This window comes from Aeromicrobium piscarium, assembly GCF_007421815.1.
In the GTDB taxonomy this organism is placed as follows: domain Bacteria; phylum Actinomycetota; class Actinomycetes; order Propionibacteriales; family Nocardioidaceae; genus Aeromicrobium; species Aeromicrobium piscarium.
Map to the genome: position 1 here is coordinate 12,820 of NZ_VLNT01000016.1, position 20,349 is coordinate 33,168.

Sequence of the window (20,349 nt, forward strand, 5' to 3'; positions counted from 1 at the left end):
CACAGGCCTCGGTCGGCACGGCCCGTCGGGTGGAGGCCGCTGAGCCAAAGCGACATAGATGATGACGGCGGCAACGACCACATCGAGCCGACGCAGAACTCGGCGAGCCACCGGTTCACGACCCGGCCGCCCGGTCCTGTGGCGGTAAATATCTCAGCTCGCGTGTCCGAGATCCGGCGCTACGAGGCCACGAAGGGCGGCCAGCTCTTCTGATCGGCCCGCCGGCAGACCGGCAGAGTATCGGTGTTCGGTGGGAGGATGCGGGAATGATGCTCTCGGCGCTGGTCGCCACGTCCCAGGAGGTGACCTCCACCTCCTCACGGCTCGCGAAGGTCGAGACCCTCGCGCGCGTGCTGGAGCGTGCCGAGGCCGAGGAGATCGCGCCCGCCGTCGGGCTGCTGATCGCGGCCCCGCGGCAGGGGCGCATCGGCGTGGGGTGGCGCGGGATCGCCGCGCTCTCGGTACACCATGCCGCCACCTCCGGTCTGACGGTCGCCGATGTCGATATGGCGCTGGACGCCCTCGCCGCCGTAGCGGGCAAGGGGTCGGTCACGGCGAGAGGCGGGCTCCTGGAGGACCTCGCCTCTCGCGCCACACCCGAGGAGTGGGACTTCCTGGTGCGGGTGATGCTCGGCGAACTGCGGACCGGAGCCCTCGAGGGCGTCCTGCTCGATGCGATCGCTCGGGCATCGGATCGCCCCAAGGGCGCGGTCCGGCGGGCGGCGATGCTCTCCGGCGATCTTGGGGAGACGGCGCATATCGCGCTGACCGGTACCGCGGAGGATCTGGAAGCGGTCGGATTGGTCGTCGGGCGCCCGGTATCGCCGATGCTCGCCTCCACCGCCGCCACCCCCGTCGCGGCCCTCGACATCACCGGCGAGGCGTCGGTCGAGTACAAACTCGACGGTGCCCGCATCCAGGTGCATCGCCGGGGCGATGATGTCGGCGTCTTCACCCGGAACCTCGCCGATATCACCCATCGCGTGCCGGAGATCGTCGAGATCGTCCGCGGTCTCCCCTCACACCAGCTGATCCTCGACGGGGAGACGCTGTCGCTCGGCGAGGACGGGAGCCCCCGGCCCTTCCAGGAGACGATGGCACGCTTCGGCGCTGAGGATGCACGCGATGTGCTGTTGCGGCCCTGGTTCTTCGACCTGCTCCACCTCGACGGCCGCGATCTCATCGACGAGCCGTTGCGCACCCGCCTGACCGAGCTGGAGCGGGTGGCGGGGGAGTGGCGCGTGCCCGGTGTCATCACCGCCGAGCCGGACGAGGTCGAGAAATTGTCGAACGCGGCCCTCGCCGCGGGCCACGAGGGGGTCGTCGTCAAGGCCATCGATTCCGCCTATGTCGCAGGCAGACGCGGTAAGGCATGGGTCAAGGCCAAACCGGTACACACCTATGATCTGGTCGTGCTCGCCGCGGAATGGGGTTCAGGGCGTCGCCGCGGCTGGCTGTCGAATCTGCACCTGGGCGCACGCGACCCGCACGGAGAGTTCGGCGAGCCCGGCGGATTCGTGATGGTCGGCAAGACCTTCAAAGGCCTCACCGATGAGCTTCTGCGGTGGCAGACCGAGCAATTTCCTGAGCTGGAGACGCGCAGCACCCGGTCCACGATGTTCCTGCGCCCGCAGACCGTGGTGGAGATCGCGATCGACGGTGTGCAACGGTCGCCGCGCTATCCCGGCGGTATCGCGCTGCGCTTCGCCCGCGTGAAGCAGTACCGCCCCGACAAACGGCCCGAGGAGGCCGACACCATCCAGACCCTTCGCGAGCTGCTGCGCGGTTGATCCTCCAGGTCTGCGCCTTCTACCTCGAACGGGATGTGTCCTCGACACCGCCCTACCGCACGATCGGTGAGCCAGCACGTACTCAGGCAGCTCAAGCGCGGGATAACTCACCGCCGGGGCGTGGTCTCGCTGGGGCGTCGTCGCTCTCGAACTAGGGCGTCGGGGACATGTCCTCGATCAGGCCGCGGATCTCCCGGGCGAGCGGGGCGGCCTCGGAGCCGAGGAGGGTCAGCGCCTCGTCGAAGAATTCGCGGGCGTGGTCCACCTCGCCTCGCGCGTAGGCGAGGCGACCGAGCCCATGCAACGTGCGGGGGCGTTCGTCGGCGACGCCCCAGCGCGCGCCCGCGTTCTCGGCCTCCCGCAGCCATTCCTCGGCGGCAGCCGGGTCCCCCTCGATGAACAGGTGACCCAGATGGTTCAGACAGGTGACCTCCAGGGACCGAAGATCGCCGTCTCGGGACAGCTGCAAGGCCTCCCGGATCGCGTTCTGCGCGCGTTCCTGATCGCCGCGGGCATGGAGCGCGACTCCGAGGGCCGCTGTCGCATGCGCGTAGGTCATCGAGGAGCTGATGGACTGCGCCACCTCGCGGCTGAGCTCGGCCGCCTCGACGGCCTCCTCGACCCGGCCCAGCAGCAGGTAGACCTCGCTGACATTGCCGAGCGAGGTCGCCAGGCTCTCGCGGAGGTCCTTCGCGCGCGCGTGATCGAGGGCCTGCTGATGATGGTCGAGGGCTCCCTCCAGGTCGCCGAGGCGGCGCAGGATGATCGCGATGTTGTCGATGAGGAGGTACTCGGAGGCCTCGTCGCCGTCCTCGCGGGCCAAGGCCAGACACTCCTGGAATTGATGCAAGGCCGTCAGCGAGTCACCCGCCTGCGCCGCGAGGATCGCCAGCGCATTGGTGGCCGAGTAGACCGCCCTGCGCGCACCGGAGCTCTGTCCGATCTGGCGGGCGCGCTCCAGGTGTAGCGCCGCCTCTGGCAGTCCGAGACGCACGGAGGTCGTGCCGATCCCCAGCTCGGCATAGGCCTCACCCGCGGTGTCGGCCGCTCGTCGGGCGGCGTCGACCGCGGCCCGGTGCAGGGAGAGCGAGAGGTGCAGGCGTCCCCGGTTGTCGAAATTGCGGCTGAGGGCCTGCGCGATCTCCAGCGTGATCTGAGGTGCGTCGACGGCTGCGGCCGTGGCGATCTCCACCAATGACTCGAGTTCGTCCTCCAGCCAGACGGCCGCCTGCTCGGGCGTGTCCGGTATCTCGATCTCGCGCTCACGGTCGAAGCGCCGCAACGACCCGGGGTAGAGCCGTTCGGAACATCCCCACGCACGTGCGAGCAGGGCACCCGCCATCCGGGTCAGCGCGGACGACCTCACGCTCGGAGGATCCTCCTGCCAGGATTGAGCGACCGCGTAGGTGCGGACGAGGGAGTGCAGGGCGAATCGGTCCTGGTGAACCCGCACCAACAGGTGCGTGCCCTGGAATTCGTCGGCGAGTTCGTCGGCTGAGACGTCGTCGCCGAGGAGAGCGTCGAGGGCTGGCCGCGAGAGGCTGCGACAGGGTTGCGCGGCGAGTAGTCGCAGTCCGCGGCGCGCACTCTCCGAGAGCATCGAATAGCTCAGAGCGATGGTGGCGCTGACCGGCTCGTCGAGCTGATGCGAGGCGAGTCGTCCGCGGAGTGCGGCGGCCTGGTCGGTGAGGCTCCAGCCCCGGAGACGACGAACCCGTGCGGCGGTGAGAGCCGCGGCCAGTGGCAGACCGTCCACGAGCTCGGCGATGGTCTGGGCCGCGGCTGCCTCCGCGGCGACTATCGCCTCATCCGTCGCGGCCCGAAGCAGTTCGAGGGTGTTCTCGTCCCGCCAGGTCGACATCGCCACACTGGTGACCCCGTCGAGGGGGAGCCGTGCCCGCGAGGTCACGAGCACGGGGGTCGTCGGTGCTCGGCGGACGATCTCGATGATCTGATCGGCGACCGTCACATCATCGAGGACGAGGGCGACCTGCCGGCTTTCCAGGGTCGTGGAGACGGTGTCGGCGAGCTCGGCGGTCGTGCCGCCGGATGGAACGGAGACCCCCATCGTGCGCAGGATCGCCTCGCCGATACCTCGCCAGGTCGCCAGGTCATCGGGCGAGCGGGTATCGCCCAGAGCGACCACGATGACGTCCTGGACGCGTTCGCGCGCGAGGAGTGTGGCGGCGACCTGGAAGGCGAGTTCGGTCTTCCCGATGCCCGCCATCCCCTCGATCACCACGGGGGACGTCGCGGTGAGACAGGTGTCGTGCTCCTCCTGGCGGCCGATGAAATGATCGGAGCGAGGCGGAAGTCCCCGATAGGCCGATACCGACTGGGTCAGGGCACGGCGACCTTGAGCCAGCACGCACCGGCTGTGCCAGAGCTCGAGCTGTGGGCCGTCCACGCCCAGGGCCTGGGCGATGTCGACGACGAGCTGGACGTCCAGCCGCTTGCGTCCATCGGAGAAGGCGTCGTAGACCGTCATCCGGCCCGGGGTGACGTCGCGAGGATGGACGCCACGGTGGCTGCGTTCCTCGGCGATCCGTCGGGCGATCTGGGTGAAGGAGGGCGATCCCGCCGCGGAGCGCCACGCGCGCAACTGCTGTGCGACGTCGTCGAGGGTGCGGATGCCGTCCAGGGTCTCGGCGGCGGGATCGGCGAGCGAGGGCTGAGACAGGGTCATCGTCTTTCCTGATGTCGAAGGCTCTCAGAGCGCACCGGACCGGACACTGGCGTCCTCACTATATCGGCGTGGAGACGGGCACGTTCGGATTCGTACGGGAAGACCAGAATCTGTCGATCCGGGGACCGCGGAATGCGAACCTTCTCGGATGAACGGAGTGGATGTGGCGATGAACAGAGTCCGGGGTGTGCGGGGACGGTGGGTGATCTCCAGCGCGTTGGCCGGTGTCGTCGCCGTGACGGGAGCCGGGTGCACCTCGCCCTCACCGCAGACCGAGAGCATCACGATCACCTGGCTGGCCTTCGACTCGTCGGGGGCCGGGACGACCGGTGAGACCATCATCAGCCGCCAGGATCCCGATACTGCCGGTGACTTCCGGGTGGAGTTCTCGGCCAATGAGGTCGGCGGCATCGGCGCGCAGTCTCAGGCCGGCGCCTGGAACGCGGCGATCGTGTCGACGATTCTGCTGACCTCGCCGCTGGAGGGGGAGTTCCGCTTCGAGACCAATGGGCGGGTCGACGGGCCGAGCGCCGGGGCGCTCACCACTGCGGGCCTGATGGCTCTGGAACGCGGCGATGCCATCAACCCAGATGTCACGATGACCGGCACGATCAACGCGACCGGCACGATCGGCCCGGTCGGGGGCATCCCCGAGAAGGTCGTGGCGGCCGGTGAGGCCGGTTTCGAGACCGTGTTGATCCCCCTGGGGCAGCGCAATGCCGCCAATGCGGAGGGCGAGATGGTCGATGTCGTGCGGGAGGCCGATCGCGCGGGTGTCGAGGTGATCGAGGTGGGCGACATCTACGAGGCGTACACCCATCTGACCGGCGAGGAGATCGAGATCCGCTCGGGTACACGTGACCCGCGTCTGGACAACCGCTCCTATGACAAGTTGAAGCCCCAGGTCGATATCACCTTCACGCGGTACAACGATGCCGACTCTCGGCTGCTGCGCCTGCCGAAGGAGGTGCAGGAGGTCTTCGCTCAGACGGGCGTCCGCCAGCTCATCCGCGGCTTCCACGAGGAGGCCGTCGGACTGCAGCAGCAGGGATTGCAGGCCGGTGCCTATGATCTGGCCTCGCAGGCCGCCTCGGCGCTGGAGGGACTCGCCGCGACCGGTGAGCTGCTTCAGCCGGTCTTCACCCAGGGCCTCGACGGGCTGCCGGTGTTCTTCGATCAGGCCATGGACATCTCCTCCGCTGAGCAGAGCTTCTTCGCCTTCCTCGACCAGCTCTCCACGTTCGAGCCGAAGACGGTCGCCGATGCCGAGGGACTGGTCCGCGCCTATGCCAGCATCTTCGACGCCTACTCGCTGCTGATCTTCGCGAGCCAGCTCATCGAGGATCTCAGCAACGACTGGGAGAGCGGGGCGATCTCCTCACCGGACGAGCTCTTCTCGCGGCTGGTGACCCCGGTCTACTGGGCCGAGCTCGCGGAGGCCCAGATCGCCGCGGCGGGCGTCATGCTCGAGGTCGGACGCGACAATCCGGGAGCCGAGCTGTCCGAGGAGGTCGACCTCGCCCAGGTCGGGGACTTCTTCCGTCGCGGGGCCGATGCGAACTTCGCGACCTTCGAGGAAGTCGTCGTGGCCGATCTCGCCGATGCACGCGGGTTCAGCCGGGAGGCGGCGCTGTCGATGCTGGCCTCGGTGGACACCAATGTGGCGGCGGCAGTGAGCCAGGCGAATGTGCAACCGGCGATCGCGGACTACATCGGCGGCGACAAGGCCAACGCGCAGTACGCGACCCTCGGATACGGGCTCAGCAACTATGTGCGCAATCAGATGCTCGTCGACAAGTACTACAACAACGCCGAGCTCGACAATCTGCTGAACGTGACCGGGGTGCGTTTCGACGCGGTGCTCGGGCGCGCCCTCGATCTCGGTCGCGACCAGCTCGCCTCGGAGATCGAGCTGTTGCGGGAGGTGGAGACCGAGCCGGTACTCGGTGTCGCCAGCTATGAGACCGCCGGGATCCTGCGGCGGGGCGAGATCTCGGACCAGTTCTCGGCGATCGGCGTCTACAACCAGTCCTTCCTGACTGCACGGGTGCTGCGCTACCTGGGCGGGTTCGTGGAGGAGTGATCCGGTCGCCTAAGCGCTCAAGTTCGCCAGCAAGGGTGATCTGGGGCGTGATGACGTCGTGCCTCCGCTGGAGGGGCTCTGGTGGGCCGAGGACATGGAGGTCTTCACCAGTGCACGGGACAAGTCCCAGTGGACGTGGACGATGATGCTGTTGGCGCCCCAGCGATCCCTGTCGGGCGGCCGCGGAGAAGCTGCACACCATCCTGCGCCAACCCGTCACGGTCGCCTGACCGTTCAGCGCGGAGGGTCACCTGCGGCACATCGACGATGCTGCTAACGTGCTCCGCAATCGAGGGGGATGTGGGAGGTAGGTTCGCGCATGCTCTCAGCCGACGATCTCGGTATCTTCCTCGAAGTGGCCCGCCGTGGCCGGTTGACCGAGGCTGCCAAGCACCTGGGGATCAATCACACCACGGTCGGTCGCCACATCTCGCGTCTGGAACGGATGGTCGAACAGCGGTTGTTCGCCCGCGAGCCGTCCGGCTGGGTGCTGACCGAACCCGGGACACGGCTCCTCGCCCATGCGGAGGCCGTCGAGGCCGCGGTGCTCGCTGCACGTGAGGACTGTCTGCAGGGCGGTTCGATGCTGTCGGGATCGGTACGGGTGATCGCCCCCGACGGATTCGGTTCGTTCCTGCTGCTGCCCGGGCTCGGATCGATGGTCGCCGAATTCTCCGAGCTGACGGTCGAGGTGGTGACGGCCAATCGCCACGCCTCCCTGACGTCCCGAGAGTTCGACCTCGCGGTCACGATCGAGCGCCCGGAGGCTCGTGGCGTCTCGGTGCGTCGGCTCGGTGACTATCAGCTCCGGCTCTACGGAGCGCCGGAGTACCTGCGCCGGGTTCCGCGGGTACTCGCTCTTGAGGACCTCCCCGCGCACCACGACTTCATCTGGTATGTGGACGAGGCTCTCGGCGCCGCGACCTTCCGCACCCTCTACCAACTCGTGCCGGAGGCTCGCCCCCGCATCCAGACCAATAGCATCGCCGGGCAGATCGAGGCGGCACGCCAGGGCCTCGGGCTGGCCTTCCTGCCCAGCTACCTGGCCGACCGCGTCGAGGGGATCGAACGTCTCACCGATGTCGATGCCTTCGTGCCTCACAGCTACTGGCTGCTGACACCGAACAATCTGGACCGGCTGGCCCGGGTGAACGCCGTCGGCCGCTGGATCACTCGACTGGTCGCCTCGACTGAAGGTCTCGAGCTGAACCTTTCGGCTTCCTGACCAGCGGCCTTTCTCGCTGGTATCGCAGGGGGTGTGCACTTCTGCACAGCGCTGTGACGAGTTGGTCGTTGCCCTGAACGGTGGCGCATTGCTTATCTGGTCATGCCGCAGAGTGTGACGCAGGACACCCTCGCAGAAGACCCAGCGGCGTGAGATCTCACGGTTCTGATCGGACCGCCTCCGTCATGTCCAGTCGACACCGGCACTGCCGGGTGTCCGCTTCTGTCGAAGCGCCATCGAACGGTGAAACCAATGACACAATCCGCTACGCCTCCACCGAGGAACTCCGTCAAGAAAGTAGCCCTCGGAAGCTTCGTGGGCACCACCATCGAGTGGTACGACTTCTTCCTCTACGGCACCGCCGCGGCACTGGTCTTCAGTCCGCTGTTCTTCCCCGATGTCTCACCCGCGGTCGGCCTCATCGCCTCCTTCGCCACCTATGCCGTCGGCTTCCTGGCCCGCCCGCTCGGCGCCCTCGTCGGCGGCCACGTCGGGGACCGTGTCGGCCGCAAGGCGATGCTCGTCGCCTCGTTGCTCATCATGGGCGTCAGCACCACCCTGATCGGCGTGTTGCCGACCTACGGGCAGGTCGGCATCTGGGCCCCGATCATGCTGCTGGTCCTGCGCCTGGCGCAGGGCTTCGGCGTCGGCGGCGAATGGGGTGGCGCGGCCCTCATGTCGGTCGAATCGGCCCCCGCCGACAAGCGCGGCTTCTACGGCAGCTTCACCCAGATCGGCGTGTCCGGTGGCATGCTCCTCGCGACCGGGATCTTCATGCTCACCCGTATGTCGATGTCCCACCAGGCCTTCCTCAGCTGGGGCTGGCGACTGCCCTTCCTGCTCAGCGGCGTGCTGGTCCTCGTCGGGTTCATCATCCGCGCCAAACTGCACGAACCCGAGTCCTTCCAGCAGATGAAGGATGACAACACCCTCGCCACCAACCCTCTGGCCGATGTCGTCAAGAACGAGCAGCGGGCGGTCTGGCTGACGGCCGGCATGCGGATGTCGCAGAATGCGATCTACTACCTGCTCACGACCTTCGGGATCGCCTATATCGCCCGCTCGGTCGGCGATGAGTCCAATATCGGCCTGAACTCCGTGCTGATCGCCTCGGCCGTCGGGCTGGTCTCCGTTCCGATCTGGGCGGCACTCTCGGACCGGGTCGGACGCCGCCCCCTCTATCTCTTCGGCACCGTGACCTCGGCACTCTTCGTGGGCCCCTTCTTCCTCCTGGCCGATACGGGAAACCCGGTACTCATCACGCTTGCCATGGTCATCGGGTTGAACGTCTTCCACGACGCGATGTACGGACCGCAGGCGGCCTTCTTCTCCGAGATGTTCTCCACCGGCGTCCGCTACAGCGGCGCATCGATGGGCTACCAGTTCGGTGCCGTCCTGTCGGGCGGGTTCGCTCCGCTCATCGCCACCTCCTTGCTCGCGGCCAACAACGGACGGCCGTGGTTCGTCGTCATCTACTTCCTGTTCCTCAGCCTCATCACCGGGGTCTGCGCGTATCTCGCACCGGAGACGAACCGCCACGACATCGACGAGGTCTCGACGTCTCGCGGCCACGCGGCTCGTGTCTGACCCCGCCTTGACCACCCGCATCACCATGAAGGAGACATCCATGACCACCGACCATGCGACCACCGATCTCAACGGCGTCGACCTGACAGCACTGCGCGAGACGCAGGATGCCGTGCGGGCACGACCAGAGCTCGCGCAGGTGACCTTCGCCCTCGGCTCACAGTGGCTCACCGGTTGCCGCCAGCAGGCGACCACAGGCGAGGTGCTGCAGAATGGCGCCGTCGTCGAGGATCGTACGGCCCGCTACACGCTCGAATCCGACGAGCCGGCCGCGCTCCTGGGAAGCGACCACGCGGCAAGTCCGGGCGAGTACGTGTTGCAGGCTCTCGCGGGATGCTATGCGGTCACCTTCGCGGCGAACGCCACCTCCCGCGGTATCGAGCTCAGCGCACTGTCGCTCGACCTGGAGGTCGACTTCGATCTCCAGGGGTTCCTGGGTACTGACGATCGGGTGCGGCCGGGAGCGCAGGCGATCCGGGTGACGGTGCGCGCCGCCTCACCGAATGCATCTCGCGAGGAGTTAGAGAGCCTGGTCGGCGCCGTCGAGGCGCATTCGCCCGTCCGCGACACCCTGGCGAATCCCGTCGAGGTCGTCACGACTCTGGCGGACTGATGTCGTTCCCCTTGACGATCGACCATCTGTTGTGGCGGATGCGCCATGTGCATCCCGATGCGCGGGTGCTCGACGTGGTCGGCAGCGCTGACGGTCGCGACATTCAGTCGATGACCTTCGCCGGTCTGGCGGACCGGATTCGCGCCCTGTCCGCCGGGCTGGCGAGGCGCGCCGGCGTCACACCCGGTTCGACCGTCGTCACGATGAGCTTCAACACCCGGGTGCAAGCCGAGCTGATGTTCGCCGTCCCCGCGGCCGGAGCCCGGCTGGAGTGCTTGAACGTCCGGATGTCCAGCGACGTGCTCCTCGAGCAGATCGCCAGCTCGGATCCGGTTCTGGTCGTCGTCGACCGTGAGGTGCTTGATCACCCGGGTGTCGGGCCGGTCGCCGCGGAGGTCGTTGCTCAGATGGCACCCGGCATCCATGTCCTGCGGGTCGATTCCCGCGGAGGTCCGGAGTACGACGAGATCATCGCGACGGGGGAGACCGCGAGCGGGGGGACGCCGGTCGCGGATGAGAACGTTCCCGCCTTCGTCTTTCACAGCAGCGGCACCACCGGCCGCCCGAAGGCCTATGAGGTCAGCCACCGCGAGCTCGTCCTGCACAGTCTCAGTCAGGCAGCGGACGGTGCCTCTGGGCTCACGACGACCGATCGTGTGCTGCCGCTCGCGCCGTTCTTCCACGTCAACGGGTGGGGGCTGCTGTTCACCAGCACGATGACGGGCGCCGACGTCGTCCTCATCGGAGGCGACCTGGCGCCTGGGCGGATCGCCGATGTGATGAGCGACCTCGGCGTCACCGTGGCTGCCGCGGTGCCGACGGTCTGGCACGACGTGTGCGGGGTCATCGCACAGAGTCCGGAACGGCGTCCGGCGCGTCTTCGCGAGGTGCTCAGTGGCGGAAGCGCGGTACCCCAGTCGGTCGTCGGCGATATCGAGCGACATCTCGGCGCCACGGTGGCGACCGCATGGGGCATGACCGAGACGATGGCCTGCAGCACCTATGAACGGTCTGAACCCGCGACCACCGCCGGCCGGCCGATCCCCCTGATGGAGATGCGCATCGCCGGGCCCGCGGGCCCGGCGGACGCCGGAGAACCGGGCAGCCTGGAGGTCCGCGGTGCCTTCGTCATCGGAGCCGCGTCGGACGACGGCTGGATGAGCACCGGCGACATCGCCTCGTTGGATGCTCGAGGACGACTGACCCTCCACGATCGCGAGAAGGACATGATCAAGTCCGGCGGCGAGTGGATCCCGTCGGCCGAGATCGAGCTGTGCCTGTGCGAGATCACCGGTGTGCAGACGGCGGCGGTCGTCGCCCGACCCGATGCGCGATGGGTCGAGCGGCCGGTCGCCTTCGTCGTGCTCGATCCGGCCGGTGGCGCGCCCATCGGACACGAGGTCCTGCGAGCCCATCTACAGCAACACCTCCCGCGGTGGTGGGTGCCCGACGAGATCACCATCATCGACGACCTTCCCAAGACGGCGGTGGGCAAGATCGACAAGGTCGCCCTCCGCAGAGCACAGCACGCCGAGACGAAGAGCGAGGAAATGGCATGACCACACGACAGTACGAGTTCGTCGAGACAGAGGTCCGCGACAACATCGCCTGGCTGACGATCTCCCGGCCCCGCAAGCTGAACGCCCTGTCGGTTCAGCTGATGGGTGAGCTCAAGGATGCTCTGGCGCGAGCCGAGGCCGATGACGCGGTGAGCGTCGTGGTGCTGCGCGGCGGCGAGACCTCCTTCAGCGTGGGGTATGACATCGCCGAGGAGGTCGAGCTCGGCGTGTCCACCGCCGAGCAGTGGCACGCCGGTCTGGCCAACAACATCGGCCTGACGATGCAGGTCTGGGGGCTCAGCAAGCCCGTCATCGGCGCGGTGTCCGGATGGTGCCTCGCCGGGGGATGCGAGCTGGCCATGGCCTGTGACATCCTCATCGCCACCCCGGACGCCCAGTTCGGTGAGCCGGAGATCAGATTCGGTTCCGGTCCGGTGACGCTCCTGATGCCCTTCCTCATCGGCCAGAAGATGACCAATGAGCTGTTGTTCACCGGAGACATCGTCGACGCCGAGCGTGCTCGTGAGCTCGGGCTGATCAACCGGGTCGTTCCTGCAGGCGAGCTGGAGGAGACGGTGTCCCGGCTGGCGGCCACGATCGCTCTGACACCGCTGTCGATTTTGCGTTATACCAAGCGTGCTCTCACCCGTGCCTATGAGGAGATGGGACTGCGTGGGGCCGTCGAGGCCAATCACGACATCGCCGCCGTGCTCAACTCCGCGGACACCCCCGAGCGGGCCGAGTTCACCGAGCTCGTCGCGACGCGGGGGCTCGGCGCAGCCCTCGCCTGGCGCGATGCCCGTTATGCGCCCAGCGAGTGATCCGTCCGCTCGCACCCACCCTTCGCACGACCATGAGATTGGAAGATCGCCATGAATGACCCCACCGACCGCAACCCCGTCGCCCACGGCCCGGAAAGCGCCGCCGATCTCGGTACGCTCCCGCCGCTGGGAGAGGTGCCACGGCAGATGCACGCGCAGATCGTGCGGCCGGACCGCTACGGAGACCCGACGCACGCCTTCCGGCACGAGGTGGTCGACACGCCGGCCATCGGCCCCGACGAGGTACTGGTGGCCGTCATGGCCGCCGGCGTCAACTACAACAATGTCTGGGCGGCGCGCGGCTATCCGGTCGACCAGGTCGCGGTGCGCCAGAAGCGCGGCGAGACCGAGGACTTCCATATCGGCGGATCGGATGCCTCCGGCATCGTCTACGCCGTCGGCGATCGGGTGGAGGGCTGGTCGATCGGCGACGAGGTCGTGGTGCATCCGGGTGTGTGGGATGCCGATGACCCCTGGATCGCTTCCGGCAAGGACCAGATGATCGCCCCGAGCGCGAAGATCTGGGGTTACGACACGAACTTCGGTGCTTTCGGGCAGTTCGCGCGGGTCCAGTCCCATCAACTCATGCCGAAGGCGGAACACCTGACCTGGGCCGAGGCCGCGGCACCGACCCTCGTCGGCACGACCGCGTACCGGATGCTGCACGGGTGGCAGGGCAACACGGTGCAGGAAGGCGACCTCGTCCTCGTCTGGGGAGGGTCGGGAGGTCTTGGCACCCAGGCCAGCCAGCTGGTGAGCGCCGCCGGCGGACGGGCCGTAGCGGTGGTCTCGGACGACGAGCGGGGCGCGTACGCGATGAAGCACGGGGCGATCGGCTATATCGATCGCCGCGATTTCGGCCACTGGGGTGTTCCGCCGCTCGTCGACGACGCGGCCGGGCAGAAGGAGTGGACCTCCGGTGCGCGCGCCTTCGGCAAGAAGCTGTGGGAGATCGCCGGCGGTCGCGAGGATCCCGCGATCGTCTTCGAGCACCCCGGGGCAGCGACCATCCCCACGAGCATCTTCTTGTGCCAACCCGGCGGGATGGTCGCCATCTGCGCCGGTACGACGGGCTTCGATGCGATGGTGGACCTGCGCTATCACTGGACCCGGCAGAAGCGACTGCAAGGTTCGCACGGCACGAACGATGCTCAGGCGTACGCGTACAACGATCTGGTCCGCCAGGGCACGATCGACCCGGTCCTCGGTCGGGTTCTCGCCTTCGACGAGATTCCTCGGTCCCACGCGGAGATGGGGCGCGGGGAGGAGGTCTTCGGCAACACCGTCCACCTCGTTGGCGCCGCTGATCCCGAGTCCGGGCGTCGGTCGTAGTCTCGCGGCGACGTGTCTCCTCGGCCCGCGGCTGGCGCCGCGGGCCGAGGAGACACGATCTAGGCTGGTCGCGCCCAGTGGGCAGACCAGCCAGGGTTCGGCGATACCGTCCGATCTCGACCAGGACGGAGCACGATGGCAGAACCGATGGCTCGACGGACATGGGTGCGTCGGCGCGGCTGGCTTCTCGTCCTCGTCAGCGTCATGCTCGGGGCGGCCGCCCTCGGCGCGCGTTACGTTCCCCAGTTCTTGGACCGCCGCGAGGTGAGCGCGACGGTGTCCGGGGCTGCCGAGGTGGTCGAGGCGCTCCCCGGAGTCACCTCGGCCGAGGCGACGGTCGATCACCGCATCCGCAGCCACCGCCAGGAACGCCGCGAGCGACTCACCGGCGCCGTCAGACCGCGCGGCGAGGTCACCGTCGACATCGTCCTGGCCTCGGACATCGTCCCTGAGCAGCTCGCCGAGGTGCTGCGGCATGTGCGTTCCGAGCTCGCCGACTCCGCGCTCGAGCGTCACGCGGTCTCGATGGAGTACACCCAACTCGGCAGCGAGCGGCGGATCTTCGATGGTTGGGGAGTGGCCGAACCCGTGGTCTCCCGCCCGGCCGAGCAGCTCGACCGGATTGCGGCCTATGCGCTCGGCCTGCCCGACGGCGCGTGGTTCGATCTCGATCCGGCCACCTTCGAGCAGGGGCAGTTCACCGACGCAGGGCCGCCGTTGTTCCGCGAGCTCCTCGGACGGGAGGTTCACGGTGGTTTCACCGTCGGGGCGCGCCTCGGCTCCGCGACCGCCGGCGAGGCACTCGACGAGGCGGTTCGTCTGACGAGCGATGCCGCAGACGTCCTCGACGGTCCGACCGCTCTGCATCTGCTCGGCCCGAACGACATGATCGTACGTACGGCGACGGAGCCGGAGGGACTCGACCAGGCATGGCACGAGATCGCGGTGCGTGCACATCAGCTCGCCGATGCCGATGAGCTGAGCCTGTCATTCGAGGCCGCACGGGAATGGCCGATCGGCGGGGACGCCCTCGAGGGCACGACGACGGTGACCCTCACACTGGAGGGCGCCGGAAGCTGCGCGGACGACGATGCCTATCGGTCGTTGAGCCGCGACGCGACGCGGATCCTCGATGAGCAGTCGATCCAGCACGCTGTCGACATCGTCGGTTGCCCGTAGACGTCAGGGCGGCGGTTCGCCGGGAGCGTACTGACCGGAGATCCACCGGCAGATCGCCTCGACGACGTAGTCCCTCTCCGCCTCGTCGAGGGCGCGGCCGGCGGGGATGCCGTGCCAACGGGCCAGGCAGGTGCGGCAGCAGGTCGCGGTCGCGTGCTGTGCCACGAACACCGGATGTCCGCGATACGGCGTCTGGCGCCCGTCGTTGCGCGGCTCGGCCGGGGCCAGCCGACGATCGATCAGATCCCGGGCGTGCCGGCGGACGGTGGCGATCCCGCGTAGGTCGACGACGGCCCGGTCCCGGCCGTACAACCGGAATCGTGCGCGGAACCGCTGTCGGCCGATCCGGTGCAGGCGGGCGTCCAGCTCGTCGGTCACCGAGCAGCCCGTGTCGCGCAGCCGATGCACCGGCGCGCGGCCGGCTGGGCCAGTAACCGCTCGTGGGCGATGGGCTCGCCGCAGTCCTCGCATCGCCCGTACCTGCCCTCGGTGATCCGCGTCAGAGCGGCGTCGACATCGTTCAGGTGAGTGGTGGCAGACGCAAGCAGAGCGCTTGCCTGCGAACGCTCGAAGGCGATCGTGGAGCCCTCGGGATCGTGCTCGTCGTCGTTGGCGCCGAGTTGCGTCGTCTCGACGATCGAGGTGACATCGCGTCCGAGCGCGGCCATCCTGCGCACGGTGCGCTCGCGGTCGGCGGCGAGCAGTCGCTCCAGCTCGGCAAGGTCCGCGGGGGAGGACGCCGGGTCATTCTCATTCGCCGGTGTCATCGGTCTCGCCTCCTGACGGGATCGTCGATATCGGTCCGTGCGTCGGCGCCCGGGTGGCGCGTGGAGACCGATGATGATGCGTAAGGGTCGTCATGGCGACCTGAAAGCATCGATTCTAGTCCGGGGCCCCACCGATGATGATGCGTTACGGCCGCTATAGCCGCCGTAACGCATCATCATCGATCCCCGGCGCCCATCAGTGCCGGGCGTTTCCCAGGGCTCAGATCGTGCGGCGGACCTTGCGGACGCCGATGACCAGGCCGACCGCGCAGGTCGCGATCGCGGCGAGGAGTCCTTGGAGCACGTCGGCGTGCCAGAGCGTACCGGTGAAGAGCATCCGCTCCGCGTCCACGATGTAGGTCAGCGGATTCGCCTTCGAGACGATCTGCATCCACGTCGGTCCGGTGTCGAGGGGGAGCATCATCCCGCCGAGCAGCAGCAGCGGGAAGATGACCGACTGCTGGACGCCCCAGAACAGCCACTCGCGGTCCTTGGACAGCAATCCCAGCGTGTACGACAGTGAGCCGAGGCCGATGCCGAAGATGCCGAGGATCACGAGGCCGACGAGCACGTGTCCGGGATAGAAGGTCAGGCCGAAGGGGATCGCGACCAGCGTGATCACGAGGGCCTGCACGACCAGTGGGGCGAACTCCTTCAGCGCACGGCCGACGAGGATCGAGGCGCGGCCGATCGGCGTCGCGAGGATGCGTTCGTAGGCCCCGGTCATCAGCTCGTAGAGCAGGTTGCTGCCCACCATGCCGGTACCGAAGACGGCGATCATCACCAGGATTCCGGGCAGAAACCATTGCAGGGCGGATGAGCCGTCGATCCCTGAGCCACCGATCAGGCCGTCGAGCAATGGGCCGAAGAATGCCAGGAACATCAGCGGCTGGAGGAGGGAGAAGATCAGCGAGAAGGGGTCGCGTAGGAGGAGCAGGATCTCCCGGGTGAAGACCGCGCCGGTGTCGTGGGCGAAGGTGCCCACCGGCGAGCGCTGGGGAAGTGGCGTCGCGAGCGAGGGCATGGGTGTATCGGTGGTGGTCATGCTGCGTCCTCTCGAAGGCTACGACCGGTGAGGTTCAGGAAGACATCGTCGAGGCTGGCCTGTCTCACATCAGCCGACGCCACGGTGAGACCGGACGCCTCGAGTGCCCGGAGTGCCGGCGGGACCAGGTCGGGCCCGTTCGCCGAGCGCAGGCGCAATCGCACCGATCCATCGGGCCGAGCGGTGTGCTCGCTCGACGCGGCCAGTGCCGGGATCGCCGAAAGGGCGCGCTCTGCGATATCCCCGCCCTCGCCGGTGAGCTCGAGGGTGACCACGTCGTCGGCGTATTCGCGTTTCAGCGCCGCGGGTGTGGCATCGGCGATCACCGTGCCGTGATCGATCAGGACGATCCTCTCGGCCATCGAGTCGGCCTCGTCGAGGTAGTGGGTCGTCAGCAGCATCGTCATGCCGGTCTCCTCGCGGAGTCGCAGGATGTGCTCCCACAGATTGGCGCGGGCGTGCGGATCGAGGCCCGTCGTCGGCTCGTCCAGGAAGAGCAGTCCCGGACGGTTCATGAGCCCCATCGCGACGTCGAGGCGTCGTCGCTGCCCGCCCGATAGCGACACGACCGAGCGTTTCTCGAGTCCGGTGAGCTCCAGTGCCGCCAGCAGCTCGGCGGCGCGTGTCTGCGTGGTCGCACGTGGGACCGAGTAGAAGCGTCCCTGATTGTGCAGCTCGTCGAGGACTCGGTAGGAGTGTCCGGCCGCATTGCCCTGGCCGATGTAGCCGATGCGGGCGCGTACCTCGCTCGGATGGGTGCGGATGTCGTAGCCGGCGACCGTGGCGGTGCCGGCGGTCGGGTGGAGCAGGGAGGTGAGCATGCGGAGGGTGGTGGACTTGCCGGCCCCGTTGGGACCGAGGAAGGCCACCAGCTCTCCGTCGCCGACCTCGAGATCGATGCCCTTGACGGCTTCGACGGTCTCTTTCTTGCGGGTGAAGGTCTTGGTGAGGCCGCGGGCCTGCACCATCGGAGTTATCGTACGGCGTACTGAATGTGCCATGGGGATAATGGTACGGCGTACGATAAAGGCATGCAAGTGCCGGGTGAGATGCTGGTGGGGTGGACCCGATGAGTGACGAGAGCGCGGCCGTTGAGCAAGCGAGACGGCGCATCGCCGCGCTCTGGGGCCAGGCCCCGGCCCCGACACGGGGTCGCCCCGCGCGGATCACGAGGGACGAGGTGATCGAGGCGGGGATCGCCCTGGCCGACGCCGAGGGGCTCGATGCCGTCTCCATGCGCTCGGTGGCACGGAGGCTCGAGGTCGGCGCCATGACGCTCTACTCCCATGTCGACGGCCGCCGCGAGCTGCTCGACGCGATGGTCGACCGCGCCTATGCCGATTTCACGATCCCCGATCCGGATCTGCCATGGCGTGCCGGACTGGAGCGCTACGCCCGAGAGATGTGGGCGCACCGTCGTCGTCATCCCTGGCTGGCGGATGTGAACGCCTGGCGGCTGCCGCTGGGACCGCACGTGTTCGATGTCGAGGAGGCGGGCTACCGCACGCTGGTGGACACCGGCCTCAGCGCGCGACGGGTCGCCGAGATCGTGGGCGTCGTCCAGAACTTCGTGCTCGGCTTCGCGCGTTCCGTGGCCGCCGAGGAGGCCGAGGCCCGCGACGAAGGTATCGACTACGAGACCTACTGGCGATCTACCTCGGACTTCTGGGAGCACTACTTCGACCCTGAGCGGTACCCGAGCATGACCCGGCTCTGGTCCTCCGGCGCCTTCGACGAGGATCAGGGCCCCTTCGACGTGCCGCTCAGCGGTCTCCTGGACACCATCGAGGTGCTCATCGAGCGGGCCCAGGCCGAGGGCGCGTCACCGATCCCCAGCTATGAGGACTGCATGGCGCGCTACGACGAGGAGGTCGCGCGTCAGATCGAGGAGTTCGAGGGCAAGGCGTGATGGCGTGACATCAGCCGGTGGCGCGCTGCACGAGGGATCGGAGGCGGGACATCATCCGCCATGTCATCACGGCGCTCACGAGGCTGACGATCTCGCCGCCGAGCCGGTCGCTGCGACGGCTCGCGGAGTACCGCTCACGCAGGTGAAGCCGGGTGAGGGGACGCCCGCCGGGCCCTCGTGACGACGAGAGGCAGAAGGCCCAGGTCATGTCGACGTCTGCATGGCCCGGGGCATCCCCACCTTGTGAGGTCACGACGAGATGGTGACCCGGCTCGACGGAAGCGACTCTCAGCGCCACCTGCGGATGCAAGCGGAAGGGATCGCCGACGTGGAGCTCCTGCCACTCATCGTGCACCCGGTCGGCGCCGACGATGCGACAGCCGACCAGGTTCTCCAGCAGTTCGAAGGAGTAGAAGCCAGCTTTGTCCTGTCCGAGCTGGGCGATCCAGGGCCACACGTCCTCGGGAGCAGCCTCGATAGTGCAGGCGCGGTCGGCCTGCACGATCGGGCCGGCAAGGAGTTGGTCGCCGGGACGTGAAGCGGTGGCCTCATCGAGACTGGCTCCGAGCCGTCGGTGCCGGCCCCGGGCCACGATGGCTCCAACGGCCGTGATGGCGGCTCCGGCGACCAACGCTCGTGGACCAGGACCCTTCATCTCATTCCTCCCTCAGCAGCTGCCGGAGCACAGCGGCGTGGCTGATCTCGACGCTCTTCGTCGCGGTCAGCAGAGTGAGGGAGCCGGCGTCGGCATAGCGACGCAGCTCGTCGAGGGCCTCGGGATGGTCGCCCAGCTCGTCGCGGTAGCGCTCGGCGAACTCCTCGAAGCGATCCGGATCGTGTCGGTACCACCGGCGCAGCTCGGTCGAAGGAGCCGCGCCCTTGCACCATGAGTCGAGCTGCGCGCGCTCCTTGCTGATGCCGCGTGGCCAGAGCCGGTCGACGAGGACACGGGCTCCGTCCGTGGACTCGGGATCCTCGTAGATCCGACGGATCCGCACCGTCATGAGGACTCGCTGGTCAATCCGGCCAACCTGCGGGCGTGGGTGAGGACGTCCTCGAGCATCGCCGGCGTCAGACGTCCGGTGAAGGTGTTCTGCTGGCTGACGTGGAAACATCCCAGCACCGTCAGGGTGCGTCCGTCGGGATGGACGAGTTCCACTACGGCGCCGTGCCCGAAGCGCGGTCGTGGCCGCGGCACCTGCCAGCCGGCCTGGCTGAGGACGCCGAACAGCGCCTGCCAGCCGAAGCCGCCGAGCACCACCGCGACCTCGAGGGTGGAGGCCAGCAGCTCGAGCTCGCGAGTGAGGAACGGCGCGCAGGCGTGCCGTTCGGCCGGTGTCGGCTTGTTGTCCGGAGGTGCGCAGTGCACCGGAGACGTCACCCGCGCGTCGATCAGTCGTAGCCCGTCGCCGGCGCTCACGGCATGTGGCTGACTGGCGAGCCCCACGGCATGCATGGCGGCGAACAACACGTCGCCGCTGCGATCGCCGGTGAACATCCTCCCGGTGCGGTTCGCGCCATGGGCGGCCGGTGCCAGACCGACGATGAGGATCGAGGCATCGGACGGGCCGAAGCCGGGCACGGGTCGCCCCCAGTACTCCTGGTCGCGGAAGGCCGCACGCTTCTCACGGGCCACCTTCTCCCGCCAGGCCACGAGGCGCGGACAAGTGCGGCAGGAGGTGATCAGCGCCGCGAGACCGTCGATATCGGTGACGCAGTCGGCCCGGTCGGGCGCGGTCGTGGGATCGGCCAT

At 68.1% G+C, this 20,349-nt stretch carries 18 protein-coding genes; 10 read left to right on the top strand and 8 right to left on the bottom strand.

Features of this window, described 5'->3' with window-relative positions; genetic code table 11:
- Positions 1 to 266 precede the first annotated feature (266 nt).
- A complete protein-coding gene (locus FNM00_RS15140; protein ID WP_143914389.1) occupies positions 267 to 1,790 on the top strand; it encodes an ATP-dependent DNA ligase in 1,524 nt (507 codons plus the stop codon).
- A gap of 151 nt (positions 1,791 to 1,941) precedes the next feature.
- Here the strand turns inward: FNM00_RS15140 and FNM00_RS15145 are convergent, their stop codons facing one another.
- Entirely contained in the window at positions 1,942 to 4,476 is a 2,535-nt protein-coding gene (locus FNM00_RS15145) for a tetratricopeptide repeat protein (protein ID WP_143914390.1), read from the bottom strand.
- A gap of 148 nt (positions 4,477 to 4,624) precedes the next feature.
- Here FNM00_RS15145 and FNM00_RS15150 point away from each other — a divergent pair, with 148 nt between their 5' ends.
- The 8 genes from FNM00_RS15150 (at position 4,625) to FNM00_RS15185 (ending at position 14,875) form a co-directional block, all read left to right on the top strand.
- Positions 4,625 to 6,559 (top strand): S16 family serine protease, encoded by a 1,935-nt coding sequence (locus FNM00_RS15150; RefSeq protein ID WP_143914391.1) that lies wholly within the window; start codon positions 4,625 to 4,627, stop codon positions 6,557 to 6,559.
- Positions 6,560 to 6,878: 319 nt separating this feature from the next.
- Positions 6,879 to 7,784 (top strand): LysR family transcriptional regulator, encoded by a 906-nt coding sequence (locus FNM00_RS15155; RefSeq protein ID WP_143914392.1) that lies wholly within the window; start codon positions 6,879 to 6,881, stop codon positions 7,782 to 7,784.
- 315 nt (positions 7,785 to 8,099) lie between these two features.
- The gene (locus FNM00_RS15160) at positions 8,100 to 9,371 is read left to right on the top strand and encodes an MFS transporter (protein WP_221933767.1); all 1,272 of its coding nucleotides are present in this window, start codon (positions 8,100 to 8,102) and stop codon (positions 9,369 to 9,371) included.
- Positions 9,372 to 9,411: 40 nt separating this feature from the next.
- Positions 9,412 to 9,984, top strand: coding sequence for an OsmC family protein (locus FNM00_RS15165; RefSeq protein ID WP_143914394.1), 573 nt, complete (start codon positions 9,412 to 9,414; stop codon positions 9,982 to 9,984).
- Complete coding sequence (locus FNM00_RS15170) at positions 9,984 to 11,543, top strand: AMP-binding protein (protein WP_143914395.1); 1,560 nt, start codon at positions 9,984 to 9,986, stop codon at positions 11,541 to 11,543. Before FNM00_RS15165 ends, FNM00_RS15170 begins: the two co-directional genes overlap by 1 nt.
- Entirely contained in the window at positions 11,540 to 12,364 is an 825-nt protein-coding gene (locus FNM00_RS15175; protein ID WP_143914396.1) for an enoyl-CoA hydratase/isomerase family protein, read from the top strand. Before FNM00_RS15170 ends, FNM00_RS15175 begins: the two co-directional genes overlap by 4 nt.
- Positions 12,365 to 12,415: 51 nt before the next feature.
- Positions 12,416 to 13,696 (top strand): crotonyl-CoA carboxylase/reductase, encoded by a 1,281-nt coding sequence (gene ccrA, locus FNM00_RS15180; RefSeq protein ID WP_143914397.1) that lies wholly within the window; start codon positions 12,416 to 12,418, stop codon positions 13,694 to 13,696.
- 147 nt (positions 13,697 to 13,843) lie between these two features.
- Positions 13,844 to 14,875 carry a hypothetical protein gene (locus FNM00_RS15185; protein ID WP_143914398.1) on the top strand — a complete coding sequence of 344 codons (1,032 nt, stop codon included), beginning with the start codon at positions 13,844 to 13,846 and terminating at the stop codon, positions 14,873 to 14,875.
- Positions 14,876 to 14,878: 3 nt separating this feature from the next.
- On the opposite strand, the gene FNM00_RS15190 is transcribed toward FNM00_RS15185, so the two are convergent.
- The 4 genes from FNM00_RS15190 to FNM00_RS15205 form a co-directional block, all read right to left on the bottom strand.
- On the bottom strand, positions 14,879 to 15,253 hold the full coding sequence (locus tag FNM00_RS15190; protein ID WP_205199515.1) for a DUF4186 domain-containing protein: 375 nt from the start codon (positions 15,251 to 15,253) through the stop codon (positions 14,879 to 14,881).
- Entirely contained in the window at positions 15,250 to 15,642 is a 393-nt protein-coding gene (locus tag FNM00_RS15195; protein ID WP_143914400.1) for a TraR/DksA family transcriptional regulator, read from the bottom strand. The genes FNM00_RS15190 and FNM00_RS15195 overlap by 4 nt, the downstream gene beginning before the upstream one ends.
- 220 nt (positions 15,643 to 15,862) lie before the next feature.
- Positions 15,863 to 16,687 carry an ABC transporter permease gene (locus tag FNM00_RS15200; protein WP_143914401.1) on the bottom strand — a complete coding sequence of 275 codons (825 nt, stop codon included), beginning with the start codon at positions 16,685 to 16,687 and terminating at the stop codon, positions 15,863 to 15,865.
- The gene (locus FNM00_RS15205) at positions 16,684 to 17,655 is read right to left on the bottom strand and encodes an ABC transporter ATP-binding protein (RefSeq protein ID WP_143914402.1); all 972 of its coding nucleotides are present in this window, start codon (positions 17,653 to 17,655) and stop codon (positions 16,684 to 16,686) included. The genes FNM00_RS15200 and FNM00_RS15205 overlap by 4 nt, the downstream gene beginning before the upstream one ends.
- Before the next feature lie 101 nt (positions 17,656 to 17,756).
- On the opposite strand from FNM00_RS15205, the gene FNM00_RS15210 reads away from it, so the two are divergent.
- Complete coding sequence (locus FNM00_RS15210) at positions 17,757 to 18,596, top strand: TetR/AcrR family transcriptional regulator (RefSeq protein ID WP_143914403.1); 840 nt, start codon at positions 17,757 to 17,759, stop codon at positions 18,594 to 18,596.
- 10 nt (positions 18,597 to 18,606) lie between these two features.
- On the opposite strand, the gene FNM00_RS15215 is transcribed toward FNM00_RS15210, so the two are convergent.
- Genes FNM00_RS15215 through FNM00_RS15225 form a run of 3 tightly spaced genes read right to left on the bottom strand, consistent with a single transcriptional unit; the run spans position 18,607 to position 20,349 of the window.
- On the bottom strand, positions 18,607 to 19,251 hold the full coding sequence (locus FNM00_RS15215; RefSeq protein ID WP_143914404.1) for a hypothetical protein: 645 nt from the start codon (positions 19,249 to 19,251) through the stop codon (positions 18,607 to 18,609).
- 1 nt (position 19,252) lies between these two features.
- Complete coding sequence (locus FNM00_RS15220) at positions 19,253 to 19,600, bottom strand: DUF488 domain-containing protein (RefSeq protein WP_143914405.1); 348 nt, start codon at positions 19,598 to 19,600, stop codon at positions 19,253 to 19,255.
- Positions 19,597 to 20,349 carry a uracil-DNA glycosylase gene (locus tag FNM00_RS15225; RefSeq protein ID WP_143914406.1) on the bottom strand — a complete coding sequence of 251 codons (753 nt, stop codon included), beginning with the start codon at positions 20,347 to 20,349 and terminating at the stop codon, positions 19,597 to 19,599. The genes FNM00_RS15220 and FNM00_RS15225 overlap by 4 nt, the downstream gene beginning before the upstream one ends.